Annotated in this window: 22 protein-coding genes and 1 pseudogene; 8 read left to right on the forward strand and 15 right to left on the reverse strand. The window is 37.7% G+C overall.

The features are described 5' to 3' along the window. Window positions 1-66 precede the first annotated feature (66 nt). From F985_RS08590 to F985_RS08625, 8 genes and pseudogenes are all read right to left on the reverse strand, one after another. Window positions 67-423 (reverse strand): annotated as a pseudogene (locus F985_RS08590) (hypothetical protein); the annotation flags it as partial. Next, on the reverse strand, window positions 424-1674 hold the full coding sequence (locus F985_RS08595) for a glycosyltransferase family 2 protein (protein WP_004700031.1): 1251 nt from the start codon (window positions 1672-1674) through the stop codon (window positions 424-426). Next, on the reverse strand, window positions 1661-2557 hold the full coding sequence (locus tag F985_RS08600; protein WP_004700034.1) for a hypothetical protein: 897 nt from the start codon (window positions 2555-2557) through the stop codon (window positions 1661-1663). Before F985_RS08600 ends, F985_RS08595 begins: the two co-directional genes overlap by 14 nt. After that, a complete protein-coding gene (locus F985_RS08605) occupies window positions 2557-3297 on the reverse strand; it encodes a hypothetical protein (RefSeq protein ID WP_004700036.1) in 741 nt (246 codons plus the stop codon). Before F985_RS08605 ends, F985_RS08600 begins: the two co-directional genes overlap by 1 nt. Window positions 3298-3491: 194 nt before the next feature. Beyond that, the gene (locus tag F985_RS08610) at window positions 3492-4934 is read right to left on the reverse strand and encodes a cryptochrome/photolyase family protein (protein ID WP_004700038.1); all 1443 of its coding nucleotides are present in this window, start codon (window positions 4932-4934) and stop codon (window positions 3492-3494) included. A gap of 102 nt (window positions 4935-5036) precedes the next feature. Beyond that, window positions 5037-5519 (reverse strand): FKBP-type peptidyl-prolyl cis-trans isomerase, encoded by a 483-nt coding sequence (locus tag F985_RS08615; RefSeq protein ID WP_004700040.1) that lies wholly within the window; start codon window positions 5517-5519, stop codon window positions 5037-5039. A gap of 135 nt (window positions 5520-5654) precedes the next feature. Continuing rightward, window positions 5655-6941: an NAD(P)/FAD-dependent oxidoreductase gene (locus F985_RS08620; protein ID WP_004700041.1), complete on the reverse strand. Its 1287-nt coding sequence runs from the start codon at window positions 6939-6941 to the stop codon at window positions 5655-5657. Between the two features lie 98 nt (window positions 6942-7039). Beyond that, on the reverse strand, window positions 7040-8359 hold the full coding sequence (locus tag F985_RS08625; protein WP_004700051.1) for a D-alanyl-D-alanine carboxypeptidase PBP6B: 1320 nt from the start codon (window positions 8357-8359) through the stop codon (window positions 7040-7042). 171 nt (window positions 8360-8530) lie between these two features. Here F985_RS08625 and F985_RS08630 point away from each other — a divergent pair, with 171 nt between their 5' ends. Both F985_RS08630 and F985_RS08635 read left to right on the forward strand, forming a co-directional pair. Beyond that, complete coding sequence (locus F985_RS08630; RefSeq protein ID WP_004700053.1) at window positions 8531-10234, forward strand: M61 family metallopeptidase; 1704 nt, start codon at window positions 8531-8533, stop codon at window positions 10232-10234. A 400-nt stretch (window positions 10235-10634) separates the two neighbouring features. After that, window positions 10635-12872 (forward strand): NADP-dependent isocitrate dehydrogenase, encoded by a 2238-nt coding sequence (locus tag F985_RS08635; protein WP_004700056.1) that lies wholly within the window; start codon window positions 10635-10637, stop codon window positions 12870-12872. A gap of 117 nt (window positions 12873-12989) precedes the next feature. On the opposite strand, the gene F985_RS08640 is transcribed toward F985_RS08635, so the two are convergent. Next, on the reverse strand, window positions 12990-13778 hold the full coding sequence (locus F985_RS08640; RefSeq protein ID WP_004700057.1) for an rRNA large subunit pseudouridine synthase E: 789 nt from the start codon (window positions 13776-13778) through the stop codon (window positions 12990-12992). 200 nt (window positions 13779-13978) lie between these two features. Between F985_RS08640 and icd the strand changes: the two genes are divergently transcribed. Beyond that, window positions 13979-15235 (forward strand): NADP-dependent isocitrate dehydrogenase, encoded by a 1257-nt coding sequence (gene icd, locus F985_RS08645; protein ID WP_004700059.1) that lies wholly within the window; start codon window positions 13979-13981, stop codon window positions 15233-15235. Window positions 15236-15305: 70 nt separating this feature from the next. On the opposite strand, the gene F985_RS08650 is transcribed toward icd, so the two are convergent. The 5 genes from F985_RS08650 to F985_RS08660 form a co-directional block, all read right to left on the reverse strand. After that, the gene (locus tag F985_RS08650) at window positions 15306-16514 is read right to left on the reverse strand and encodes an IS256-like element ISAba26 family transposase (RefSeq protein WP_000343018.1); all 1209 of its coding nucleotides are present in this window, start codon (window positions 16512-16514) and stop codon (window positions 15306-15308) included. A gap of 156 nt (window positions 16515-16670) precedes the next feature. After that, window positions 16671-16799, reverse strand: coding sequence for a hypothetical protein (locus F985_RS26250; protein ID WP_263440612.1), 129 nt, complete (start codon window positions 16797-16799; stop codon window positions 16671-16673). A 376-nt stretch (window positions 16800-17175) separates the two neighbouring features. Then, the gene (locus tag F985_RS08655; RefSeq protein WP_004700063.1) at window positions 17176-17571 is read right to left on the reverse strand and encodes a hypothetical protein; all 396 of its coding nucleotides are present in this window, start codon (window positions 17569-17571) and stop codon (window positions 17176-17178) included. A 213-nt stretch (window positions 17572-17784) separates the two neighbouring features. After that, the gene (locus tag F985_RS25095; RefSeq protein WP_077164811.1) at window positions 17785-17910 is read right to left on the reverse strand and encodes a hypothetical protein; all 126 of its coding nucleotides are present in this window, start codon (window positions 17908-17910) and stop codon (window positions 17785-17787) included. Then, window positions 17907-19085 (reverse strand): YbfB/YjiJ family MFS transporter, encoded by a 1179-nt coding sequence (locus F985_RS08660; protein ID WP_004700065.1) that lies wholly within the window; start codon window positions 19083-19085, stop codon window positions 17907-17909. The genes F985_RS25095 and F985_RS08660 overlap by 4 nt, the downstream gene beginning before the upstream one ends. A gap of 96 nt (window positions 19086-19181) precedes the next feature. Between F985_RS08660 and F985_RS08665 the strand changes: the two genes are divergently transcribed. The 4 genes from F985_RS08665 to F985_RS08680 all read left to right on the forward strand — a co-directional run bounded on the left by F985_RS08665 (window position 19182) and on the right by F985_RS08680 (window position 25505). Next, on the forward strand, window positions 19182-20063 hold the full coding sequence (locus F985_RS08665) for a LysR family transcriptional regulator (RefSeq protein ID WP_004700067.1): 882 nt from the start codon (window positions 19182-19184) through the stop codon (window positions 20061-20063). 197 nt (window positions 20064-20260) lie between these two features. Next, window positions 20261-21655 carry an L-cystine transporter gene (locus F985_RS08670; protein ID WP_004700069.1) on the forward strand — a complete coding sequence of 465 codons (1395 nt, stop codon included), beginning with the start codon at window positions 20261-20263 and terminating at the stop codon, window positions 21653-21655. 149 nt (window positions 21656-21804) lie between these two features. Further along, window positions 21805-22620, forward strand: coding sequence for a PhzF family phenazine biosynthesis protein (locus F985_RS08675; RefSeq protein ID WP_004700072.1), 816 nt, complete (start codon window positions 21805-21807; stop codon window positions 22618-22620). 122 nt (window positions 22621-22742) lie between these two features. Then, window positions 22743-25505, forward strand: coding sequence for a M16 family metallopeptidase (locus tag F985_RS08680; RefSeq protein WP_025469085.1), 2763 nt, complete (start codon window positions 22743-22745; stop codon window positions 25503-25505). A 59-nt stretch (window positions 25506-25564) separates the two neighbouring features. On the opposite strand, the gene F985_RS08685 is transcribed toward F985_RS08680, so the two are convergent. After that, the gene (locus F985_RS08685) at window positions 25565-25954 is read right to left on the reverse strand and encodes a DUF3144 domain-containing protein (protein WP_004700075.1); all 390 of its coding nucleotides are present in this window, start codon (window positions 25952-25954) and stop codon (window positions 25565-25567) included. 104 nt (window positions 25955-26058) lie between these two features. Between F985_RS08685 and F985_RS08690 the strand changes: the two genes are divergently transcribed. Further along, a complete protein-coding gene (locus F985_RS08690) occupies window positions 26059-26691 on the forward strand; it encodes a hypothetical protein (RefSeq protein ID WP_004700077.1) in 633 nt (210 codons plus the stop codon). The last annotated feature ends 23 nt before the right edge of the window (window positions 26692-26714 follow it).

Here is a 26714-nt window from a genome sequence, read left to right on the forward strand (position 1 = left end):
TTGATTGTTGCTTCATCCATGTGAAGTACCTTTTGTAATTATCCTCTGAAGGATAAATGAAAATTAAGTACTTACACAAAATTTAGAACAGTCCCAATCTAAACGATGGAAACCAGTCTTGCTGGCTGGAATATCAAATTTAAATTGTCCACTCCCATTTAAGGTGGTGTTATAGATGAGCTTATCGTCATATTTTACGAGTAATGTTGTGTCACTTTCAGTGGAATAGTCACTGGAAAATTGAATGTTCTGCCACTCTGCACCTTTTCCAATATAGAAAAAGTGAGGCTCAACGGTATATTTAGTTGATGTACTAATATCGTCTAAAGTCCATGTAGTGGTATGGGCTGGCACAGCTAACATAAGGCAACTGCTAGCAAGGAGTGCTTGTATGAGTGGATAAAGTTTGAAAGTCTTTTTCATTTATTTTTTCTCCTTGCTACGTTCTGTTTTGTACCACTGAAGTGAATTACCTTGTATTTTATTTTTTAGCATGTCGAATGCGGCTTTAAATACAATAAATAAGAATATTTGTGAATAACTTACATAAGATAAAACTGAGTAAAAATAGAGCTCTGGTTTAACCTTTTCTAGAGAAAGCGTAAACCACATTTGTGCTACATATAGGCAAAATGAAAGGCCCCACAAGAGCGTAAATGGCCCTGGAACTGAAATACCTGCAATATCAAGTAAACCAAGCGTTAACGTAATATGACTCCAGAACAGAGCTGGTACGAAAAGGATATAGCACATGATGTTATTCAGAATTTCAATTCCGATAGGGAATGGTGTTCTGAGCGCTACTGGTAAATATTTACGTGTCACATAAAAATTACCTTGAGTCCAACGTGAACGCTGTTTAACGAATACGCTTAACGAAGGTGGATCTTGCTGCCAACCAATTGCATAAGGAACCCATTTAATTCGTTTTTGTCCGATAAAAATTCGGAAACTCATTTCTGTGTCATCCACTAGCGACTTTTCGTCAAAACCGCCTAAGGTTTCTAAGGCATCGCGCCAGATGACGTAGTTAGTGCCCATCAATGTTGATAACTCAAAACGTTGCCAACGTCCACCTTGAAAGATCCATTGGAAAAAGATGAACTCAATCGCAATAAAGCGCGTCAAAATACTATCTTGCCAGTTACGGGTTCTTACTTTGCCATTTACAGCGACTAGTTTTTTATCTGCAAGTAGTGTTTGTGCGAGTAATCGAACGCAATCGGGTTCAGGAGTACTATCGGCATCATAAACAACAATTAACTCACCTTTAGCATGAGGAAGCCCGTTATTGAGGGTTCTTGATTTCCCTTTGCCCCCCATACCTTTTGGAACATTAACAATTTTTATGCATGGATAAATTTTTGCGAGGCTTTCTGCGATTTCAAGCGTGTTATCTTTAGATCCATCATTAATCAGTAGAACTTCATAAGCTTCGGCTGGATAATCTTGTTGAGCAATTGCATGTAAAGTATCTTCAATCACTACGCCTTCGTTATAGGCGGGAATTAAAACGCTTAAGACCGGCCATCTCTCGGGGATAGGTAGATTTTGTAGTTCTTTTTCAGCTGTTTTTGAATATTTCCACGCTTGATAGCTTAGCCACGCCCAAAATGCTTGTGGAATCCAAATACCTAAAAAGCCAAATAAAAACAGAATATCAATTGGAGCCATTTGTACGGACCCTCCTAATAATAGAAGAGATGAGTAGCAATAATAGAATTAATCCTACTACTAAGGAGATCCATGAAATATAACTACCAAATGTACCGAGAAGATCTGGATAAGTTGTTGTTAAAATCAGATCTAGAGGAACAACGACTACACTTAAACCAATAAATATATAACCGATAAGATTTGTACTGACATGTTCAGGTGTACTTACATAATTAATATTATTAAATTTCCACGAAATACCGAGTTGCGGATAACGAATATTGGAAAGAGGCAAGTCGGCTGGAGGGTTAATGATAATTTCGTAACCTGAAACATGGCCGTTAAAGTTCTTGGCCGAATAAAATAAATGTTTACCTTGTTTAATTTCTCTGGATGGTATCGGTAAATTTTCTGAATTTAATGGAATAATATAACTACCCGCTGGCTGTGAAATTAAATTTTCATCCCATCCTGTACTCACAAACGCAGCCATTGGCCGTAAACCAATTGCTGTTGAAAATGTTGCCTTCGCAGCAAAATACTGAGGTTGTTCAGTTTTAAATAGTACTATAGGAATAGCACCTTGGCTTACTGCTTCTTTTAACAAGAAATAGTGGGGGAAACCAAAAACCTCATCTGGCAATATAATGCCGGGTCGAACTCCATTATGAATAAACTTTTGAAAACTTTCAGAACTGATCTGGTCAAGAGTAAATACAGGCCACCACGTATCTTGATAAGGGAAGAACATCGAAAGATCTTCTGGAGTTTGTACTTCAGTTTTTATTTGTTCAGCTTTAATTTCACAATGATAATATTGCCGATAAAACTGTTGTAAAGTGGCGTCAGGATATTGGCTCGATGCGATCACAATTCCACAAATATTAAGAAGAGTAGACATTAGTTCATCTCCTCAGGTGGAATAACAATAACTTTATATTCAACCTCAAGACGCAGTGTCATAATTTCTCTTAACTTTTTAATAAAGTCAGGCTCTTCGTCAGTTTTTTGCTGACGAATGACAATGCTGTATATGTTCTCTAAATCATCATCAGCAAATTGGAAAACAATTTCATTCGGTTGATGTTGGCTCAAAATCGTAATCATTTCATTTTGAGTGGTTTTCCAAACATCATCTCCTAGCATTTCTTTGATTAGACTACGATTAAGAATTCTAATCACGAAGACTTCATAATCTTGCACATGATGATGATCAAGCAATCTAAAAAAACTATGTTGAAAATATTTTAAAGCGCTTAATGGAAAAATATCCCGACGATAATTTCGGTCATAGCTTTGAATATCGCGATATTTCTGAACGTTAGTTTCAATATTATGGCGTACGGCACTTAAAAAAACTGGAATAAGAGGAATAATAAAAAGTAAAAGAAGCTGACGTTCAATATGCGTTTGTGCTCCAAGGTCAAGGAGAAAATAAACAGATACGCCAATAAAAGCGAGTAAACCCACAATTAGTGATAAACCAACTTCTAAAAAAGCACCAGAAACTAAAAGAATTAGAATAAAAATCCAGCTTCCTCTAAAGCTTACAGGCAGCCACTCGTATGCAATCATTCCCATAAATAGATGAGCTGCAATAATCCATAAGACGAGTGTTCTACCTGGGTTCTTTTGTTGCATATGGTTTATGCTACCTTTTTTGTAATGTTAATTTTTTTATACTTTTATAATGAAAGGTCGTGATTTTGGAAGTTGTTGTTGTTTATGTCCTTTTTAAGTATCTATACTGTTTATTTGTAGTTGAAAGTCCCTTTATAGTCAAATCCCGTTATTATTTTTTAATCAAAAGTAAACATATAAGACGTAATTGTTAACTAAATACGCTTGAATGTTTCAATTGCTTTTAGGCGCGTTTCTTTTAAATCTACAATCGGTTTTGGATAATTCAACTGAAGAGACTTATTGGCTGAATAAGGGTCATGAATAGATTTGTTGTCTAGATGAGCTAATTCTTTTACCCATGTGCGAATATAATCACCATTCGGATCAAATTTTTGCGATTGGCTAATCGGGTTAAAGATTCGGAAATAGGGTACAGCATCTGTTCCAGTTGAAGCACACCATTGCCATCCACCATTGTTTGCAGCTAGGTCTCCATCAATTAAATGTTGCATAAACCATTGCTCACCAATACGCCAATCGATCAGTAAGTTTTTACATAAGAACATAGCAGTAATCATACGTACTCGATTATGCATCCAGCCGGTTTGTAAAAGCTGGCGCATTCCGGCATCAACAATAGGAATACCCGTTTGACCAGTTTGCCATGCAGTTAAGTGCTCTGGGTTATGATTCCATTGAATTTTTTGAGTGTCCTTTTTAAATGGAATATGTTTAGACACATATGGAAAGTCAAATAAAATATGTTGATAAAACTCTCGCCAAATAAGTTCATCTAACCATGTTTGCTGACCTTCATTGGTTAAATGAAAGTTACCATGTTGACTGCGGAATAATGCTTGTAAACACTGGCGTATAGATAAGATTCCAATATTTAAATAAGGCGAAAGTTTACTTGTACCTGTTATGTGGGGAAAATCTCGATCGACTTTATAGTGAGATACCGAGTCTTCAATAAAATGATCTAGTTGTTCTAATCCATATGACTCGCCAACAGGCCATAAATCTTGCTGTTCTGTTGTAATGGATGAACAGAATAGCTTTTCAATTTCAGCTAAGTTTGTATTTTCCACTTCTAGTAAATCGGTTGGAACTTTAGTTTGTTTATTGGGTAAAGGATAACATTGAGGTAAACCACTAGTATCTAGTTTTGAGTAGCACACTTTTTTAAAGGCACTAAAAACTTGATAAGGTTGTTCTGATTTATTGCGAATTGAACGTAGAGGAAAAATCGTGCGATCATGAAATAAAAAAAGTTCTTTACTGTCTTTATTCAAAATATCTTGTACAGTTTTATCTCTTTTTAGTTCATTTACTCCTACCTCAATATTGGCATAAACATTTTCAATATTATATTTCTTACTAAAGTCAGAAATAGATTTGGCAATATCTTTCCAATAAGGGATGACCTGAATAACCAGAGGGATGTGAAGAGCTGCCAATTCTTCTTGAAGTTTTTTGAGTTGTCTTAAATAAAAACTAATTTTTATTGGAGCATCGTCGTGCTGTTTCCACTGGTCTGGCGATAAGATGACTAATGCAATTGAATTACCTTGTTGGCAAGCATGCCATAAAGCTGCATGATCGCGCACTCGTAAATCTTGTCGGAACCAAATCAATTGATAAGCATTTGACATGCATAGTCCAATAATAAATTAACTCACTGAATATTATATAAAATAAATGCATAAAAAAAGCAAAGCCGAAGCTTTGCTTTTTATCATCTTGTTAAAGATGAATTAGTGGTGGTGACCACCAGCACCGTGTACATGACCGTGATCAAGCTCTTCAGCAGATGCTTCACGGATTTCTACGATTTCAACTTCAAAAGTTAAGTCTTGGCCAGCAAGTGGGAAGTTAGCATCAACAACAACGTTGTCGCCTTCAACCGCTTTAACTGTAACGATTTGAACGCCGTCATCAGTTTGAGCTTGGAATTGCATACCAGGTTGAATATTATCAACACCTTGGAACATTTGAGCTGGAACTTCTTGTACTAGGTCTGGGTTGTATTCGCCATAACCTTCAGCAGCTGGTACGTTTACAGTGAATTTATCACCAACAGTTTTACCAGTTAATGCATTTTCTAAACCAGGAATGATATTGCCTGCACCGTGCAAATAGGCAAGTGGTTCACCTTGAGATTGATCAAGTGTTTCACCCTCAGCGTTTGTTAATTTATAGTGGAATGAAACCACGTGGTTATTTGCAATTGCAGTCATGTTTTTGATCCATTCAATCAATTAAAGCGTACATCATAAAGTGAAAAATAAATTTTGTAGACTACAAAATCTCAATCTTTAACACTTTTTCTAATGCGTTTTTACCTATATAGGGATGAACTCAAAAAATTCAACTCAATACAGCTTAATTTTTGGTCGTACTCGTCTTGTAAGTAAATCTTTCACTGTAAGTAGTCCAGCTTGAGTATATCCGTGAATTGTTGCTTGATGTAAACGGTATAAAGATACGTACATTGTTTTAGCAATATATCCTTGTACACTGACATCCCCAAGTAATTCTCCAACGGCTTTATTACGACTTAAAGACACAAGTGAACCTTTGTCATTAAAAGTGAACATTGGCTGCGAACGGCCATTCAGTCTGGCAGCCATAGCACCAACTAAAAAGCTTGCTTGTTGACTGGCAACTTGAGCGCGTGGTCCAAGAGGAGGGTTTCGTGCATCAAGTTGGCAGTGTGCACAATCACCAAAAGCGAATACATTTGGGTCAGAATAAGTTTGCAGCGTAGCATAGACCATTAAACGGTTAATGTTGTCACGTTCAAAATCGGTAAAACTTTCAAGAACTTTCGGTGCTTTTACGCCAGCTGCCCATACCGTAATATCACTTTTGAGTTCATTACCGTTACTGAAATAGATGCAATGTTTATCAATTTTTTCAACGCGATGTCGAGTTAAAATTTCGATACCCATTTTTTGGAGCTGTTTTGCACTATGCTCAGCTGTTTTCTCACTTAAAGCAGGTAAAATACGTTCGGAAGCTTCAATCAGTGTGATTTTGACTTGATTCGGATGGATTTTTTTCAAACCATATCGGTAAAAGTTTTTAGTGGTTTCTATAAGCTCGGCAGCAAGTTCTACACCCGTTGCACCTGCACCAACAATTCCAATATTGAGTGTACGTTGATCTGGTTGATTCTGTGCTTCAATGTACAAATGCAAAAGATCTTGTTGGAAAATATCTGCTTGATTTCTACTGTCTAGAAAATGACAGTTTTCACGTACACCCGTTGTGTTAAAGTCATTGGATACTGAACCAAGCGCTAAAATAAGCGTGTCATAACTGAGTTTTTGAACTTGAGTGTTCTGTTCTTTAGACACTTGAGGAGGGACTAAATCTATTATTTTTTTCTCTTTATCAATTGCAACAAGTGTTCCCAATATAAATTCGTAATAATGTTTTTCTGCATGCGCAAAATAATTGGTTTGTTCTTCGTGAGGGTTTAAGGAACCCGCCGCAATTTCATGAAGTAGAGGCTTCCAGATATGAGTCAAATTTTGGTCGACTAATGTAATTTTAGCTTTACCACTTTTCCCAAAAGTTTCACCGAGTTGTGTGGCAAGTTCCAAACCACCCGCACCACCACCGACAATAACAATATGATGTAAACTTTGGGCCATTTTTATCACCTAATTATTTTTCTATAAAAAAAGATGGCTAAATTATGCCATCTTTTATTTATAAAATTTATTGTGCCTCTGTGCACAATTTGATTTTTTTAGTGCGAATCTACAGGGTAGAGTTTTGCTACACTATGATTACTCGATGAAAAAATAGAGAACAAATTTGAGAACCACATCATGATTTTTTGGAAAATATTGGCTTCTTCAATATGCACATCATTTTCAATTTGCAGACTGCGAATCAGTTGATTGTTTTGATAAATTGAAACTGTTGCCAAGTTCATGGCTTTCATTAACGGTGCTGTTAATTTTTGCTCGTTTAATGCAATATTTACACGAGTTTGAGTCGTTTCTAGTGGAGCAATAGTTTTTAGTTGTTTATTGCTATCAAGAACTTGAATGCGTTGTGTTGCGTAATCAAACGTATTTAAATCAATTGCTGCTGGTTCGGCATATAAAGAAGTCGTGACAATAGTTGGCTGCTTAGTTTCAACCTTAAACATTTTTAAAGTTGATTTAATAACTGGTAGCTCAGCAATAAGTTTTTGCTGTGGAATAACCACTTCATCACGTGTATATGCATAAGCAAGATTCATTAACTTATCGGCAATTTCAGCACGCTTCACTGCACTTGCTGTACCTAAAACAATAACCAGTAAACGTCTTTGTGGTAGGTTCGGTGAAAACGAAGGACGTGAAGCTGTAAGCGCTAAGTTATAACCTGCTGCTTTGGTATAGCCAGTTTTTAAACCATCTACAGATGGATCATATTTCAAAGCAAAGTTAGTAGCATGATGAAAACGTTGATTGTAGCTAAAGCTTGGCATTTTTGAATAATGTAAATATTCAGGTGTTTGGTGAATTACTGCCTGACTTAATAAGCTTAAATCGTGTGCTGTCGTGTAATGATCAGGCATTGTAATACCGGCAGGGTTACTAAAATGCGTGTCTTTCATGCCTAAAGCTTGAGCTTCTTGGTTCATGCGTTGTACAAAATGAGGCACATCACCAGAAATTTTTTCTGCCAAAGTCACCGCAGCATCATTTGCTGACATTACAATTAAACCTGCCAAAAGCTGATCAACTGAAATTTGCTCACCTGCTTTAAGGTACATTTGTGATTCATCCCACTGAACCACGCTAACTACTGGTGTCGCAGTAATAACTTGATCTAGCTTTAATTTTCCAGCCTTAATCTCTTTTAATGCAATATAAGCAACCATCATTTTGGTTAAAGATGCTGGTGCACGTTGCACATGACTATTATGTTCAGCAATGACTTGACCAGATTGAGTATCTACTATTGTCCAAGCAGCGGCCTCGACGCTCTCAGGAGCAATATTAAGAAGGGCAGCATTGGTAAGAGTAGTACAGAAAATACTAAACAGTGTAAAAAGAGATAGGAAGAATTTCACTAGGTGACCTTGACGTTTACTGGCAAATACGGAACACAGATGCACAGCATGCTATGCCTTTTTTTTGTAGAAGGCTAGTCTGAATTGTTGCCAAAAAATACATCTACGCAAGTCGATACAAAAAAGTGATAATCTAAGGTGAAACCGTTCTTATTTTAAATTGAAGAATTTATGTTGCATTATCAAATAGAGTTCGATGATTACAAACAGCATCTTGTTCACGTCACAATTCGTTTTTTAGCGAATCCAAATCAGGAACTATGGTTACCAACGTGGATTCCGGGTAGTTATTTAATTCGTGAGTTTTCTAAGCATATTGAAGCTGTAAAAGCTTACGATGAAGCTGGGCGCATGCTCAATATTAAAAAAACTGAAAAAAATCGCTGGCGTTTATTTAACACCGATCATGAATTAATTACTGTTGAATACGATGTCTATGCTTATGATTTGTCGGTACGTGGTGCTTATGTAGATCAAACTCGTCTATATATTAACCCAGCCTGTGTATGCTTAGGTTTAGATGGACAAGAGCAATCTGCTTGTGAGTTAGAAATCTTTTTGCCTGATGAGTTAAAACACTTTCAATTAGCAACTGGCTTAGCTTCAAAAAGCTTAGTTAAGGGACGTTTTACCTTAAAAGCTGATCATTATGATCAACTGATTGATAGTCCATTTGAACTTGCGGAGCAAACACGTTTTAGCTTCGAAGCTCATGGAATCGAACATGAATTTGCAATTTCTGGACAGCACAATACCAATATAGAACGTTTAAAAGCGGATATTGAAAAGATCTGTGCAGCTGAAATTGAAATGTTTGGTTCAGCGCCATTTAAAAACTATACCTTTATGACGATGGCAACAGGCAATAGTTATGGTGGCTTAGAGCATTGCAACAGTACTAGTCTGATTACACCACGTGATGATTTACCAAAATCGAATGAACCAACTGAACCTTCGAAAGACTATCAACGTTTCTTAGGTTTATGTAGCCACGAGTATTTTCATTCTTGGTTAGTGAAGTTTATCCGTCCAGAAAACTTTGCAAACTATAATTTACATCAAGAAGGTTATACCTCGCTACTGTGGATCTTTGAAGGGTTTACTTCATATTATGATGATCTCATTTTATTACGTAGCGGTGTGATCTCTCAGAAGTCTTATCTAGATTTGTTGAAGTCACAGCTTGATCGTTATTTACAAAATCCGGGTCGTTTTGTTCAGACAGTCGCAGAGTCAAGTTTTGACGCATGGATTAAGTTTTATCGTCCAGATGAAAACACCAATAATGCTGGAACTAGTTATTACAATAAAGGCGCATTAGTTGCCTTATGTTTAGATTTAGGCTTACGTTTACGTGGTTCTAGTCTTGATGCCCTAATGCGTCGTTTGTATGAAAACACCCAAAACGGTATTCAGGTTAATGAGCGTACCGTTTTCGATTTATGTGAAGAGTTAACGGGTGATAGTTGGGTTGAGCAAATCAATCATTTGATTAACACAACAGATGAGTTGCCGCTGGATCAGTTATTCCCTGAGTTTGGTTTAAGTTATACGCTTAAAAACGATAAGACTTTGGCTTATGGTTTAAAGCTAACCGATAAACCTGAAGGTGTATTGGTACAAAATGCTCAACGTGAAGGAGCTGGGGCAAAAGCAGGTATTTCTGCCAATGATGTCATTATCGCAATTGATGGATTAAAAGCGACCACAAAACTTATTGAGAAATACGCTAAGCAAAAGGGTAATTACCAAGTCTTGGCTTTCCGCCGTGATGAGTTGTTGTCGTTTGAAGTTACAGGTGAAAGCATAAACTTAACTGAAGTTGAACTTATTATTGAAGATCAAACAAAAGCTGATAAATGGTTAAAAGCCTGAATAACAGTTAAATAGTTTATAAAAAACCGATGTTTCGTACATCGGTTTTTACTTTTTAGTAGATTTTAAAAATTGAAATAGGTGTTATCTTTGAGTTTATTTTGAATGAAAAGTATAATATTTGTCAGAACTCTGAAAGATATCTCATGTAATTTAAGACTGATCTATACCTTAAAAGTTGGTAAACCTAGATGTATTACCATAAGTTAGGTATAAGATTATTATCAATAGATTTAAATTATGTATTATTTCGCTGCGAAATGTCGTTATCACTGGATATTTCGTTGACTGGAAGCCAATGAGAGTCGATACTCTCAGGGTTTTATTTAAGCATATCGGTTCGTAGGCACTGGGCCAAAAGCTCGGTCCTCAAAACTCAATTCAACGGAAGGGGCTATATATGGCTGGTGAAAAGTCAACTATCATTTACACACTGACTGACGAGGCGCCATTATTGGCGACTTATTCGCTACTGCCGATCATTGAGACCTTTACTAAGCCAGCAGGTATCGAGATTGTTAAAAGTGACATCTCTGTAGCTGCACGTGTGCTCGCAGAATTCGCTGACTACCTAAGTGAAGAGCAAAAGGTATCCGACAACCTTGCTGAGCTAGGTCGTCTTACACAAGATCCAGATACTAACATTATTAAACTCCCAAATATTAGTGCCTCTGTTGCGCAATTGACAGCATGTATTAAAGAACTTCAATCTAAAGGTTTTGCAATTCCTGACTATCCGGAAAACCCAGCGACTGAAGAAGAAAAAACTATTAAAGCTCGTTATGGCAAATGCCTAGGTTCAGCAGTAAACCCAGTTCTTCGTGAGGGTAACTCTGACCGTCGTGCTCCTGCTGCCGTTAAAAATTACGCTAAGAAACACCCTCACTCAATGAGCGAGTGGAAACAGTGGTCACAAACTCACGTTTCACACATGGAAGAAGGTGACTTCTACCACGGTGAAAAGTCAATGACACTTGACCGTGCACGCAATGTAAAAATGGAACTTATCACAAACAGTGGTAAGAGCATTGTTCTTAAGCCAAAAGTTGCGCTTCAAGAAGGCGAAATCATCGACTCAATGTTCATGAGCAAGAAAGCACTTTGTGATTTCTACGAAAAAGAACTTGATGATTGTAAAGAAGCAGGAATTTTATTCTCTTTACACGTAAAAGCGACAATGATGAAAGTTTCACACCCGATCGTGTTCGGTCACTGTGTGAAAATCTACTACAAAGAAGCTTTTGAAAAACACGGTAAGTTATTTGACGAGTTAGGTATCAACGTTAATAACGGTATGGCTGGGTTATACGAGAAAATCGAAACGCTTCCAACGTCATTACGTGAAGAAATCATCGAAGACTTACATGCTTGCCAAGAACACCGTCCTGCACTTGCAATGGTTGACTCAGCAAAAGGCATCACAAACTTCCATTCACCTAACGACATCATTGTAGATGCTTCTATGCCTGCAATGATCCGTGCTGGTGGTAAAATGTGGGGTGCTGATGGTAAGCAATACGATGCTAAAGCGGTAATGCCAGAATCAACATTTGCGCGTATTTACCAAGAAATGATCAATTTCTGTAAATGGCATGGTAACTTCGATCCGAAGACTATGGGTACAGTACCAAACGTTGGTTTGATGGCTCAAAAAGCTGAAGAATACGGTTCTCACGACAAGACTTTTGAAATTGCTGAAGCTGGTATCGCAAACATTACCGATCTTGACACTGGTGAAGTGTTATTGACTCAAAATGTTGAAGAAGGCGATATCTGGCGTATGTGTCAGGTGAAAGATGCTCCGATTCGTGACTGGGTAAAACTTGCAGTAACTCGTGCTCGTAACTCAGGCATGCCTGCGATCTTCTGGCTTGACCCATACCGTCCACACGAAAACGAATTGATCAAGAAAGTACAAAAGTACTTAAAAGATCATGATACGACTGGTCTTGATATCCAAATCATGTCTCAAGTACGTGCTATGCGTTACACACTTGAGCGCGTAGTTCGTGGCTTAGATACAATTTCTGTGACTGGTAACATTTTACGTGACTACTTAACAGATTTGTTCCCAATTATGGAACTTGGTACTTCTGCGAAGATGTTGTCAATCGTTCCGCTTATGGCAGGTGGTGGCATGTACGAGACTGGTGCCGGTGGTTCAGCACCTAAACACGTACAACAACTTGTTGAAGAAAACCACTTACGTTGGGATTCGCTTGGTGAGTTCCTTGCGCTTGCAGTTTCTTTAGAAGAAATGGGCATTAAAGAAAATAATGCTCGTGCCAAGTTACTTGCGAAAACACTTGATGAAGCGACTGGTAAATTGCTCGACAATGACAAGTCTCCATCACGCCGTACAGGCGAGCTTGATAACCGTGGTAGCCATTTCTACTTATCACTTTACTGGGCAGAAGCACTTGCAGCTCAAGACGAAGATGCTGAGTTGAAAGCTAAATTTGCTCCACTTGCAAAAGCATTAGCTGAAAACGAACAGAAGATCGTTGCTGAGCTTGCTCAAGTACAAGGTAAAGCAGCTGACATCGGTGGTTACTATGCAGTTGATCCTGCGAAAGTAAGCGCTGTAATGCGTCCAAGTGCTACATTTAATGCAGCGCTTTCAACTGTTCAAGCTTAATAACTAATTCGTTAGTAAATAGCTGAAAAGCCGGTGCATATGCGCCGGCTTTTTTATTTTTATAAATAATAGCTATTAAAAAAGCCCACTGACGTGAGCTTTAAAACTTAAATGTTTTTATCGACCATTACGGCCACGACCACGTGGTGCCTTGGTATTTGGACGAGTTGTACCATTGGTCTTGCGACGTGGTTTTTCACTTTCATCCATTTGCCAGATACGTTTTGTACCAGACTTTTTAACAGAACCATCTTTGTTCTTACGAACCATTGGTTTACCACCTGTACCACCCGGTTTTTTCACATATGAACGTGAACGATAAGGTTGTTCTGCTGGCACATCTTTAAAGTCAGGGTAGAGTAGAGGTTCAATTTCTTTGGTCTCGCCCGGCTGTAATCCTAATTGGACTAAATCAATTGAACCAATTTTAGTACGAATGAGACGTAAAGTTGGGAAACCTACCGCAGAGGTCATACGGCGAACTTGACGGTTACGACCTTCACAAATAGAAATTTCAATCCAAGAGGTTGGAATGTTGGCACGGTAACGTACAGGAGGATCACGGTCCCATACCCATTCAGGTTCACTTACCTTAATTGCTTTTGCTGGTAAAGTCATACCATCATTAAGCTCTACACCTTTACGAAGTTGCTCAAGCGCTTCTTCGGTAACATCGCCATCAACTTGAACTAAATACGTTTTGTATTTTTTATTCGCAGGGTTGGTAATGAACTGATTCAAACCACCATGATCGGTTAAAAAAACTAAACCCTCAGAGTCCATATCAAGACGACCTGCTATGCGTAAAGTCGGGTCATCTATAAAATCAGAGACCGTCATATGCGCTTCGTCTTTACGAAACTGGGAGAGTACGTCATAAGGTTTGTTAAGAATGACGATTTTCATAAAAAATGACTTCTTCTTTCAAATAAGCGGTAAAAACATTGAGCTATATTTAAGTGTGAAATTTGCTTATTTCCCACATAAATCTCAAAAAGGATTAAATTCGATTAAGCTATTATGCGTTAATAAAAGTTGAAAGTATTGTTTATCGATAATTATTTTTGTTTGTTTAGTTAAATATTATAAAAGGGAGAATCTACACAATGGGTTATCAGAAGATCGTGGTTCCTGCCGATGGTGATAAAATTAAAGTAAAAGCAGACCTATCACTGAATGTACCAAATCATCCAATTATTCCTTTCATTGAGGGTGATGGTATTGGTGTAGATATTACACCGACCATGAAAACAGTTGTTGATGCGGCTGTTTTAAAAGCCTATGGCGGTAAACGTTCCATTGAGTGGATGGAAGTCTATTGCGGTGAAAAGGCTAATAAAATTTATAGCAGTTATATGCCAGAAGAAACTTTTGAAGCTCTGCGTGAATTTGTCGTTTCAATTAAAGGTCCCTTAACTACTCCAGTTGGTGGTGGTATTCGCTCACTTAATGTGGCATTACGCCAAGAATTAGACTTGTACGTGTGTGTACGCCCTGTACGTTGGTTTGAGGGTGTTCCATCACCTGTTCAGCATCCTGAACTAACCGACATGGTGATTTTCCGTGAAAACTCGGAAGATATTTATGCTGGTATTGAATGGAAAGCTGATTCTGAAGAAGCCAAAAAAGTGATTAAGTTCCTTCAAGATGAAATGGGCGTCACAAAAATTCGCTTTCCAGAAGGATGCGGCATTGGAATCAAGCCAGTATCTAAAGAAGGATCGCAACGTTTAGTTCGTAAAGCCATTCAATTTGCAATAGATAATGACAAACCATCGGTAACCCTTGTTCATAAAGGTAATATTATGAAATATACCGAAGGTGCCTTTAAAGAATGGGGTTATGAGTTAGCTTTAGATCGTTTTGGTGGTGAACTCATAGATGGTGTGCCATGGGTTAAAATTAAGAACCCTAAAAATGGTAAAGACATCATAATTAAAGACGTGATTGCGGACGCTTTCTTACAGCAAATTTTGATGCGTCCTGCAGATTACTCAGTGATAGCAACCCTTAATTTAAATGGTGACTATATTTCTGATGCATTAGCAGCAGAAGTAGGAGGTATAGGAATTGCTCCGGGAGCAAATATCGGGGGGGCAATTGCCGTATATGAGGCAACACATGGCACAGCACCTAAATATGCTGGGCAAGATAAAGTAAACCCTGGTTCAATTATTCTTTCTGCTGAAATGATGCTACGTGATATGGGCTGGACGGAAGCGGCAGACCTGATTATTAAAGGTATTTCAGGAGCGATTGCAGCCAAAACGGTGACTTACGATTTTGAACGTTTAATGCCAGGAGCAACCTTATTGCGTTGCTCTGAATTTGGTGAGGCAATTATTCGTCATATGGAAGATTAGACTGTCATAAAGAAGCCCTTAATGAGGGCTTTTTTAGAGCCTGTAAATTATTTTGTGTAAGTTCCATTTTTTATAAATGATCTTTTAATCGATCATCGAACTGAATCGTAAACCAATTCATTGCTAAACGCCAATTTTGAATTGGCATCGTCCATTTCTTCGCAGCATTTGATGTTGCTAAGTAAATGACCTTCTTTACTGAGTCATCAGATGAAAAGATTTTCCTTTTCTTCGTTGAATGGCGTATTACGCTATTCAACGACTCAATCGCATTTGTTGTATAAATTGCATGACGTATTTCGGCTGGATAGCTAAAGATCGTTCGGATATTTTCCCAATTGGCCCGCCAGGATTCTCCAATTTTGGGATACTGGTGATTCCATTGATCACAGAAGATGTCTAGGGATTTTAAAGCATTTTCCTCTGTACTTGCCTGATAAATCGCTTTCAGACCCGACGTAACAGCTTTGTAGTCTTTCCAGCTTACAAATCTCAGGCTATTGCGTACAACATGCACGATACACAGTTGAATATCAGTATGAGGGTAAACAGAGGCTATCGCGTCAGGGAAGCCTTTTAATCCATCTACACAGGCAACAAGAATGTCCTGTACTCCTCGATTTTTTAGCTCTGTCATGACTGACAGCCAGAATTTGGCACCTTCTGTCTGAGCAATCCACATACCCAGTAATTCTTTTTGCCCATCCATATTGATGCCTAAAGCAAGGTATACGGACTTGTTAATCACATTGGAGTGCTGACGGACTTTGACAACAATACAGTCAAGATAGACAACAGGATAAAGGCTATCTAAGGCTCTATTTTGCCACTCAGTCACTTGCTCAATCACAGCATCGGTAACTTTGCTGATGAGAGATGCTGACACATCGGCATCGTACATTTCTTTGAAGAAGGCTACAATTTCCCTATTAGTCATTCCTTTTGCATACAGTGAGAGGATTTGGTCATCCATACTGGTGATGCGTGTTTGGTGCTTTTTTATAATTTGTGGCTCAAATGAACCTTCTCGATCACGGGGAATATCTAAAGCCAGTTGTCCATCTTGAGTTGTAATGGTTTTAGAACTAAACCCATTACGGCTATTTGAGCCTTTCTTGGGCTGATGCTTTTCATAACCGAGATGGTCTGAAAGTTCAGTATTGAGTGCAGTTTCAATCATGAATTTTTTAAAGACTGCTGTCATTTGGTTTAAGTCTTCTGGTGTTTTTAGACCTTTAGCCAATTCGGCAGCCATACTTTTGATTGTTGCTTCATCCATGTGAAGTACCTTTTGTAATTATCCTCTGAAGGATAAATGAAAATTAAGTACTTACACAAAATTTAGAACAGTCCCCTTTTTTATTACTTTGTGATTATTATTTATAGTTTTTTATTTATAGTTTTTTATAGTATTGAAGTTAATACAAATAACAAGCTATGAGTTCGCGGTATAAGCCCAAAGCATACAAGTCAGTACAGTTAAACTTAACAATATTCCACCCTGACCATAATGAGTTGCATAGAGGGGAACTTGTCCAATACTGTGCGTAAGTTTATAGTTCAAAATAGGTCTAATGCAAAAGAAAAACAGCGGTAATGAAAAGATTACCGTGTTACTCATTTTAATGGTAAAGCGGAAATAGTAACTAAATAGCCCTATTACCATTACATATAACAGAGTTTTGAAAAGTACTTCTCCACTGGTATAGACATCTATACCAACATAAATATTAAACTTCCATATAAGAAGGCTAAATGTAGCAATTATTGAAATAATAGTTACTACAACAGCATTTGCTGGGCTTGATACATTTAACATTTTTAAGTTTTAATTGATATAAAGTAATTTATTTAAAATATATATTATAAAAATATATATTTCAGTGACCATTTTTAACTTTATAAAAATCACGAAAAATCGCTATTCAGACTTTTTAAGACTAATGCGAATTTGAGCTTGTTTCTTTAAATACCCATAGCGCAAAGCAGAAGATAATGACGAGGAATAATCCTAAAATTTGACCATGACCAGAGAGGTAAAATGGAACCTCTGGGATGGTTTGAATGGCTTTATAGTCAAGAACAGGCGATAGCCAAAAGTATGCAAATGGAATAGCAATTAAAAATTGTGTTGTAAACTCAATATGATCGCGTGTTAAAAAGCCAAGGGTAGCCGCTGTGGCAATATAGATAATAATCTTTACAGAGACTTCATAGGATGTTGTGATGTCCAGTGCAAATATAGTTCGACATTTAAATGCTAATAATGAAACGCAGATAAAAGCGAACATCGCTAAGAGCTTTAAAAGCTCATCAATATAATTGTTATTGCTCATGTCTTACTCTATTTTAAGTATTAAAATTATAAATTTTGAATAAATATAGATGAGACGAAAACACTCTACATTGACAAAATATGACATTTTTTGTCAATACAGCTGCTTTGTAAATAATCAAGAAATGCAAACGATACCTTTTTACGACACAGATTTAATCGTTAATGTTCACTTTGAAAAAATTGACAAGCCCCTTATTAGTCGGGGCTTTTTTTATTGCATAAACTCAGGGTGTTTTGTCGTTTTGGGTGCACCGATTTTCTTTTGGTAGCTTTGGTCTAAGACCTGTATCACCAGTACAAATGCAATTAAAAATACAGGAAACAATATAGTTTTCACGTTTCGGTTGCTCCGAGAGTGGTAGGTAGGGAAGGACGGGTGCGAACTAAAAGGCTCAACGCAAATAGCAAAACAATGCCACCCATTAAAAAGAGATGGGCATACGACCAGTGCAAGTGATGTAAGGTACTTATAACCACGCCACCTAAAAGCTGGGTACTGGCAAAGCCAATCGTGGCAAGGCTCCAAAGTTTTTGATAACGCTGCTCATAAATTTGTAAAAGGCTATAAGAGCTAATAAACACGGTGGCAGGCGTGAGCAAACCTGTAAGAAATGAAGACAATGCAAGTAAAGATATGGCATGTGAAAAGAACGGTAATGCAACGGCTATGGAGTAAATGCCATAAAGCCATTTAATTGCTTGTAAATATCCGGTGAGGCGGCTTAAACAGTACGCCACGAAAGCGCCTATACAGCTTCCGATGCCATACAGCACCCAAAACAAATTTCGCTGTTGCAATGGAAAATGCAAGGTTCCCGATAAGTAATCCATCCAAAACAAAGAGTGCGGAATATAGGCAAAAGCACTGCACATATAGGCAATAATAATGACCAGTCCCAAGCGTGAATGTTTGATGCTTTGAGGAACTTGGCTGGTTGTTTGAACAGACTGCTGTGGTTGATGGTTGAGTAATTGGAAAAGTACCAAACTGCCAAAAATAGAGAGCGCTGCAAAAATGCTCCAGACATATTGAACGGGCATATTTTTAAGTAAGGGAATAATAATAGTCGCAGATAACACGCCTACACCAATGCCGCTAAACCCTAAAAAATTGACTTTGAGTCTTTGACTTATTGCAATATTTTTCATGGCAAAGCTCGGTGCCAAAATCATGAGTAGGCCGCCTGCAATTCCTGAAATTGTGCGCCAGAACACGAACCAAACCAATGGCATGTGTATCAAAGCACAGCAGAGTAGGCTTAAACTGCCTACAACTGCCGAACTTACAATGAGTATGGGAATAGATTTTTCTTTAATACTAAATAACGCCAATAATGCACCTAGCAAATAGCCCAGCAAATTTGCACTGCCTAAGAAGCTTGCGAAGTCGTGTGTCCATCCGTATTGCACAATCATGATTGGCATGAGGGCAGTGTAGGAAAATCTAAAAACACCAATACCCAAGCAAGTTGCTAAAAATACAAGCAGACTCATTCGATAAAGCGTAGTCATGAGAAATCACTCAATTTTTTTATTATTAAAAGCGAGTTTTGCAATCTTTAAAAATGATTTAATATGATACTAATTATCTTATTTTGAGATAGTGGTATGTTGCTTAAGTCTCTAGAGTTTTTTTTAGCAGTGGCAGAGAGTGGAAGTTTTTCACTGGCTGCACAAAAAATGTATACGGTTCAATCGAATATCACCAGTCATGTGAAAAAGCTTGAAGAAGAGTTAGGAGTGGTTTTATTAAATCGCCATAATCCCGTGACATTAACCAATGCAGGGCAGCAGTTGCATAGTTATGCTGTTCAAATGATCGCGCTGCACAATAAAGCGAAAAAAATCTTTCAATACAGTGATATTGATCCGAACGAAACCATTCGTTTAGGCAGTATGGAAACTACAGCGGCCATACGACTTCCTCAATTACTGAATGAATGTATGCAGCAATATCCTAATTTGCCGATTGAGCTTCAAACTCACCCAACAGGATATTTGATTAACGCTGTGCAGCAAGGTGAGCTTGATTGCGCTTTTGTAGCCTCGAAATATGTGATTCCTGAGTTATATAGCTATCCAATATGGCAAGAACAATTGGTTTTAGTTTGTCCGAAACAGCAAACCGAGTTTCCTGATATTGCCACGCTTGCAAAGACCAGATTTATTTCATTTCGACAAGGGTGTTCCTATCGCCATGCAATTGAGCTGTTTTTAAATGACCATAGTGTGCCGCCTTCGCAAATCATGGAAATGGGCAGTCTGGACGGTATTGTCAGTTGTGTGGAGCTAGGTGTCGGCTTTGCGCTATTGCCAAAGTCATATTTGACTAAAGTGGCTGATAAATTGTCGTTAAGCTGTTTTGAAATTAATACTGAATCTGCACACTTTACCACTTATGTCGTTGCTCAGCCTCCTGAGACATGGGGGAGCAATCTAAAGCAATTTATTGGTTTTATTGAGCAACAGTTTATACAGAAATGTGCTTAATTTTAATACATAAATGTCCTACTTAGCTTATGCCCTAAAAGTGATATATATGTATTTAAATGTCATTTTATATTCTCATCCAGATCGGCAATGATCTGCATGCTAGAAAATTGTGGAAAAGGGTAGTTTATATAGGCCGGCTATGGTCAAATATGCCCCCTTAAAAGATGACACAAGCAATAATTTGGAGTTTGGGAATGAATATACCCTTAATCATCAATATTGTGGTTTTTGTCGGGTTAATATTTTTACTCGCCCAAACACGTAAAACGGACTGGAGCTTATCTAAAAAAGTTCTTGCTGGCTTAGTTCTAGGTGTAGTGTTTGGTTTAGGACTACATTTGATTTATGGCGGTGGCCATCCGATTCTTGCTGAATCTATTAGCTGGTTTAATATTGTTGGTAACGGCTATGTAAAACTTTTACAAATGGTCGTGATGCCTTTGGTATTTGTATCGATTTTAGGCGCAGTAGCCAAGTTGCATCAGGCTTCCTCTTTAGGAAAAATCAGCGTCTATACCATCGGAACTCTACTATTCACAACGTTAATTGCTGCGCTGGTTGGTGTATTTGTGACGAACTTATTTGGTTTAACTGCCAAAGGTTTGGTGCAAGGTGCTGCTGAAACTGCGCGTTTAACTGCAATTAATACTGATTATGTAAGCAAAGTAACAGATTTAAGCGTACCGCAATTTATTCTTTCCTTTATTCCAAGTAACCCTTTTGCTGAGTTAACGGGTGCAAATCCGACTTCAATTATTAGTGTAGTTATTTTTGCTGTCTTTTTAGGGATAGCTGCGCTTAATTTAATGAAAGATGATGCAGAAAAAGGTCAGCGTATTTTGACTGCTATTCAGACGTTACAGTCTTGGGTCATGAAGCTTGTACGTTTAGTCATGACGCTTACACCGTATGGTGTTTTTGCGCTTATGACTAAGGTTGTGGCAAGTTCAAATGTGGCTGACATTTTAAACCTAGGTGGTTTTTTAGTTGCGTCATATTTAGGTTTGGCGATTATGTTTGGCGTTCATGCCATTATTTTGACTCTAACAGGTGTTTCTCCGCTTAAGTTCTTTAAGAAAGTTGCGCCTGTTTTAACATTCGCATTTACAAGCCGTTCAAGTGCAGCAAGTATTCCACTGAGTATTGAAGCGCAAACTCGTCGTTTGGGTATTCCCGAATCTATTGCGAGTTTTTCTGCTTCGTTTGGTGCAACCATTGGTCAAAATGGTTGTGCGGGTTTATACCCAGCAATGTTGGCAGTCATGGTTGCGCCAACCATGGGTATTAATACACTCGACCCAATGTGGATTGCTTCTTTAGTGGGTATTGTGACTTTAAGTTCAATTGGTGTGGCTGGTGTTGGTGGTGGTGCAACTTTTGCTGCACTGATTGTGCTTCCTGCAATGGGTTTACCTGTAACTTTGGTTGCGCTGCTTATTTCAATCGAACCGTTAATTGATATGGGCCGTACTGCATTAAATGTAAATGGTTCAATGACTGCAGGTGTAGTGACGAGTCAACTGATGGGCCAAACAGATAAAGACATATTAAATAGTGAAGATGAAATTGAGTTAACTCAACATCATTAATAGTTAGTATAAAACGGCTCATTCATATCTGAATGAGCCGTTTTTTATATGCTTAAATTGCCACTGTGATGTTAATTTTAAAAAAACTGTATCTGTTTTTATTTTAAATAGTTTTAGAAAATGAGCTTATTACAAAAGAGAGCACTATCATGAAAATGTATCAAGTCGATGCTTTTACAAAAGAGTTATTTCGTGGAAATCCAGCTGCTGTGATTGTTGAAAAAGAGTGGCTAGATGCAGATTTAATGCAAAAGATAGCGCTTGAAAATAACTTATCTGAAACTGCTTTTGTAAAAATTATAGATTCTGAAAACTATGAAATTCGTTGGTTTACACCAATGGTTGAAGTCGATTTTTGTGGTCATGCGACTCTTGCGAGTGCTTTTGTACTCTTTAAAGATTTTACGGATAAAAAGACCATTAATTTTCATGTCCGGAACTTAGGGCTTTTTATTGTTCACCAAGATGAAGATGGCAAAATCAGAATGAATTTTCCAATTCGTAAGGCTGAACAAGTGGAAGATTATCCAGCTATTTTACGACAAGCTTTAAGCAAACCATTTAAGGCTGTTTATCAAAATGTTCAAGCTTATATTGTTGAGTATGAATCAGTGCAAGACGTGTTAGATGAGCAGCCTGACATGAACTTACTTAAAGCCTTAGGTAAACGGACAGCTATTACGACTACAGATATGGATATCGTAATCACTACAAAAGCAGACGAGCATTATGACTGTGTGTCTCGTTATTTTGCACCTGTTGCAGGCATTGAAGAAGACCCTGTTACAGGTTCAATTCATACTGCAATAGCGCCGTTATGGGCAGAAAAGCTGAGCAAAAATAATATTGTGGCTTATCAAGCTTCTAGCCGTGGAGGCGTTTTATATTGCAATATACTGAATCAGGAACGTATTGAAATTGCAGGATATGGCAAACTTTATATGCAAGCAGAAATTTTTCTTTAAAATAAAAAGCCGTTTAAATAAACGGCTTTCTTTTCAAAACTTTACTATTAATGTCAGCTTAAATTACCTACTATACTCTTACAACTATTGATTTTTTATTATTCAAATTAATTGGTATTTCTATGTTCATGCAGTTTAAACAACTGACTCTCTCCCTATGTATTCTTGGTTTAAGTGCTGCGTCTTTTGCACAAACGACATTAGTAAAAAGTAAGCAAAATATTGAGGAATATAAATTAGATAATGGCTTTCGGGTAGTGCTTGCACCGAATGACAAAGAAAATAAAATCTTTATTAATACTATCTATTTGACAGGTTCTTTAAATGACCCACAAGGTAAAAGTGGCTTAGCCCATTTACTTGAGCATTTGGCATTTAAAGGCACGCAAAACGTAAAGGGTGAAGAATTTCAGCGCCGTTTAGATCAATATACATTAATGACAAATGCGAGCACGGATTACTATTCAACCAAATATACCAATATTGTTCGTCCAGAGAAAAATGCGCTAGATCAAGTGTTGTACCTTGAATCAGAGCGTATGGATAAATTGGTTCTACAAGAAAAATTTGTACCTTCTGAAATTGAAATCGTAAAGCGTGAACGTGAAGTCCGTATGGATCAGCCTTTTGCTGTCTTAATGGATCAAATGTGGAAATCGGCTTATGGAAACAAGTATTTAGGGCGATTACCAATTGGTGATTTACCTGAGCTTAAGTCTATTAAAATGCCTGAATTGAACCAGTTCTACCGCAGTTGGTACGCACCTAACAATGCGGTTATGGTTGTTTCAGGTAAGTTTGATAAAACTGATGTTTTAAAAACAATTGACCAATATTTTAGTCCGATTCCTGCGCGAGCTGTGCCGAAGCCTGTTCAGGTACCTGTCTTAGATTCTACAAAAATGAAGGATCGTGAGTTTTTAGTGAAAAAGGGCAGTGATTTGGCCAAATTCCATATCTATATGAATGGAAAAAACACGAAAATTCAGCCAACACTCGCTTTAGCACCAATGTTATATACCATGCAACCAAGTGGTCATTTATACCAAAACATGGTTGAAACGGGTATTTCTACAGACGTTCAGGCATCAACATGGTTAGATCAAGATTTTAATGTCGTATTTTTAGGGGCGGTTTACTCACCAAAAAATGACCCTAATAAAGTTGAAAGTGCTCTACTCTCTGGAATAGAAAAGGGTAAGCCTTTTACAGAGACTGAGCTAAATCGCGTAAAAAGCTTAATGAAAACGCAAGGCGAGTTAGTCAATAAAGATGCTGTTGCTTTGGGTTCTCGTTTAAGTGATTACAGTGTAGCTGGTGGGCAATGGGACCAATATTTTAAAGATTTAGATGCAGTTGAGAAAGTGAAACTCAATGAAGTCAATCAAACCTTAAAGCAGTTTCTTGTTGCTGGCCATCGTATTGATGGCGATATTTTGCCGACACCTGAAGATCAAAAGAAAGCATTGCAACTTGACCCTAAAGATAAGCCTAAAACTTTAGATCAAACCGATGTTAAACCAGAGCCTTTAAAAGACCCGAAAGTTTATCAACAAGAAGTTAATGAGTTTTTAAAAACCTCAAAGCAATATGCCGAAACTAATGAGAAAAAGATTAGCCGCGGGAAACTTAAAAACGGAATGAAGTATGCTTTGTTCCCCGTAGAAACTCGTGATGATCGTACCTATGCCACCATTACGATGGATTTTGGTACGGAAAAATCTTTATTTGATAAAGGCACAGTTGTTGATTTAACTTCATATTTATTACTGCGTGGCTCTGACAAATATAGTTTGCAAGATATTGCAGATAAATCGATTGATGCAGGTGGTGCAGCTTATGCAAGTGCCGACGGCAATGGCATGACTATTAACATTCAATCTAAAACTGAAAAATTTGATGAATTTTTCAAGTTTGTTTTAGAGGTCATGAAAAATCCGAAGTTCGAACAATCTCAATTTGATTTAATTAAGTCTCAAAGCTTGTCGAGCCTTGATCGTCCTTATACTGAACCAGATGTCGTGGCAGGTTTAACATTATCACGTTTAATTGAAGAATACCAACCGGGTGATTTGCGTTATCACTTCGAACCTGAGTTGGCTAAAAAACAATTGAAGAATGTGACTCAAGAACAAGTGAAAGAGCTATATCAGCATTTCTTTGCAATGAACCATGCGCAAATTGCGATTACGGGTGCATTTGATGCAAAGAAAATGAAAAATCTCTTGAATCAAGAGTTTGGGAGCTGGAATAGTGAGCAACCATACGAAAAAATCTTAATTAAACATGTCGATTTTCCTGCTCAGAAAGTGCATGCTTTATCTGAACAACGCGAGTTTGGTAGTTATCAAAGTATAATCACACTACCAGTTGGGAAAAATCATCCTGACGCACCTGCATTAATTTTAATGAATTATATTTTAGGTGATTCTCAAATCTCATCGCGTTTGGCTCAAGAGCTTCGTGAAAAAAATGCATTGGTATATGGTTTTGGAACAGGTCTACAGCTTGATCAGGACACGAATGTTGGTGCGTTAAGTATTAGTGCAAACTATACGGCTGGGCGTTCAGCACAAGTCTCTGATTCAGTTCATAAAGTACTAAATGACTTGTTAACGAAGGGTATCACTGAGCAAGAGCTTGCAGCAGCTAAAGCAGATCTCATGAAGAAGCGTGTTACTGCATTAGAAGATGAGCGCAACATTCACGGTATGTTAAATATTGAGCTTGAGTCGGGTAAAACATTACTTGACCGCGTTAAGCATGATCAAGACTTAACTAAGTTGACCGTTGCCGATGTGAACGCAGTTGTTAAAAAATATAATAAACCTTCAAACCTTGTGGAAGTGATGGCTGACCAATATGGCCAAGCGCAAAAGCAATAACTAACTTATCAAATAAAAAGCCACATGAAGTGGCTTTTTATTTGAGTATTTAAAGCTTATTAATGGTCATGGTCATGTTTGTGAGCATGGAAATCTTCATTCTTACGGAAACGTAAGTAGTTTTCGAACTGTTCACAATACTCATCAAAGTTATCTTCGAGCATCATTTGAAATTGCTGAAGCAAATAAGACATCACTTGCTCTTTTGCATCGCGCATTTCATTGCCATCTTTAAAATTGTTTGCAGCCACCCACGTGTTAAAACGGGCAGTGGCAAATAACATGGCTGCACTCACTTGGCCGCGAAGTTCAGCAGGGTCAGGCTTTTGGCCTTTAGGCGGGCGACAAAAATCATTCGCTTGTTTAATGAATTCATCCGCACGCTCAAAGAAAACAGCATTTAACGCTTCTTCTTCAGTAATATCTGTTGCATTAATCTTTTGAGACATGACATATTCCCGCAAAAATAGAGCTGCTTATTATAGGCAAAGCCTTGCGGAAACAAAACCTTTGCCTTAGTCTGTAAATAGCCTAAGTGTTGGAAGTTCTAATTATGCAAGATGCGATAGCCGTTCAAAGTTTAAAAACAGACATTGCTCTATTACGTCAGCATATTTTTCCACCCCAATATTTAGAGCATGTCGAAGGGCTACCAATTTATTATGGTTTGCAAGAAGAAGTTTTAGCCTATTACCAACAATGGAAAGATTTAATCGAAAGGGCACAAGAGCTTTTTCAACCTTTTATGGAAGATGAATTACCAGATGCAATTCATTTACCAAGCCATCTGAACTTACCATTATTCTTTTTTCATGTAGATCGGATTCGTATTAATAAAACACGTGCTAAAGAGTCGAAAACTTTTCGTGGTGTGGCAAGTCTTATTGAAAAATGCGGTCAGTTTGAAACAGATCAGATTTTTACCATGCAAGAATGGTTGCAGAGTGATGATACGGCAGCACTGGTTGCTCACCGTGAATTTATCGACTTGAGAACTTATGTGTTCCAGCATGGTCAAAGTGAATATACACGTTCACGTTTTTATACCAATGGTATAGTACTAGGGGTAGAGCCTCACTTTGAACTCGTCGATGCCCGAGATAAACCAAGAAAGCAGCGTAGCGATAGCTATAATGACCCGTTAGCAGATAACGGTGTATGGAAAGTATTTGGTAAATACCGATAATATAAAAAGTCGCGACATCTATG

The sequence above is a fragment of the Acinetobacter seifertii genome, from assembly GCF_000368065.1.
GTDB classification, from domain to species: Bacteria; Pseudomonadota; Gammaproteobacteria; order Pseudomonadales; family Moraxellaceae; genus Acinetobacter; species Acinetobacter seifertii.

What these genes read in the sequence shown, in the direction of transcription:
- F985_RS08595 (WP_004700031.1), bottom strand. Translation starts at nt 1,674, where the DNA reads ATGGCTCCAATTGATATTCTGTTTTTATTTGGCTTTTTAGGTATTTGG.
- F985_RS08600 (WP_004700034.1), bottom strand. Translation starts at nt 2,557, where the DNA reads ATGTCTACTCTTCTTAATATTTGTGGAATTGTGATCGCATCGAGCCAA.
- F985_RS08605 (WP_004700036.1), bottom strand. Translation starts at nt 3,297, where the DNA reads ATGCAACAAAAGAACCCAGGTAGAACACTCGTCTTATGGATTATTGCA.
- F985_RS08610 (WP_004700038.1), bottom strand. Translation starts at nt 4,934, where the DNA reads ATGTCAAATGCTTATCAATTGATTTGGTTCCGACAAGATTTACGAGTG.
- F985_RS08615 (WP_004700040.1), bottom strand. Translation starts at nt 5,519, where the DNA reads ATGACTGCAATTGCAAATAACCACGTGGTTTCATTCCACTATAAATTA.
- F985_RS08620 (WP_004700041.1), bottom strand. Translation starts at nt 6,941, where the DNA reads ATGGCCCAAAGTTTACATCATATTGTTATTGTCGGTGGTGGTGCGGGT.
- F985_RS08630 (WP_004700053.1), top strand. Translation starts at nt 8,531, where the DNA reads ATGTTGCATTATCAAATAGAGTTCGATGATTACAAACAGCATCTTGTT.
- F985_RS08635 (WP_004700056.1), top strand. Translation starts at nt 10,635, where the DNA reads ATGGCTGGTGAAAAGTCAACTATCATTTACACACTGACTGACGAGGCG.
- F985_RS08640 (WP_004700057.1), bottom strand. Translation starts at nt 13,778, where the DNA reads ATGAAAATCGTCATTCTTAACAAACCTTATGACGTACTCTCCCAGTTT.
- icd (WP_004700059.1), top strand. Translation starts at nt 13,979, where the DNA reads ATGGGTTATCAGAAGATCGTGGTTCCTGCCGATGGTGATAAAATTAAA.
- F985_RS08650 (WP_000343018.1), bottom strand. Translation starts at nt 16,514, where the DNA reads ATGGATGAAGCAACAATCAAAAGTATGGCTGCCGAATTGGCTAAAGGT.
- F985_RS08655 (WP_004700063.1), bottom strand. Translation starts at nt 17,571, where the DNA reads ATGAGCAATAACAATTATATTGATGAGCTTTTAAAGCTCTTAGCGATG.
- F985_RS08660 (WP_004700065.1), bottom strand. Translation starts at nt 19,085, where the DNA reads ATGACTACGCTTTATCGAATGAGTCTGCTTGTATTTTTAGCAACTTGC.
- F985_RS08665 (WP_004700067.1), top strand. Translation starts at nt 19,182, where the DNA reads ATGTTGCTTAAGTCTCTAGAGTTTTTTTTAGCAGTGGCAGAGAGTGGA.
- F985_RS08670 (WP_004700069.1), top strand. Translation starts at nt 20,261, where the DNA reads ATGAATATACCCTTAATCATCAATATTGTGGTTTTTGTCGGGTTAATA.
- F985_RS08675 (WP_004700072.1), top strand. Translation starts at nt 21,805, where the DNA reads ATGAAAATGTATCAAGTCGATGCTTTTACAAAAGAGTTATTTCGTGGA.
- F985_RS08680 (WP_025469085.1), top strand. Translation starts at nt 22,743, where the DNA reads ATGTTCATGCAGTTTAAACAACTGACTCTCTCCCTATGTATTCTTGGT.
- F985_RS08685 (WP_004700075.1), bottom strand. Translation starts at nt 25,954, where the DNA reads ATGTCTCAAAAGATTAATGCAACAGATATTACTGAAGAAGAAGCGTTA.
- F985_RS08690 (WP_004700077.1), top strand. Translation starts at nt 26,059, where the DNA reads ATGCAAGATGCGATAGCCGTTCAAAGTTTAAAAACAGACATTGCTCTA.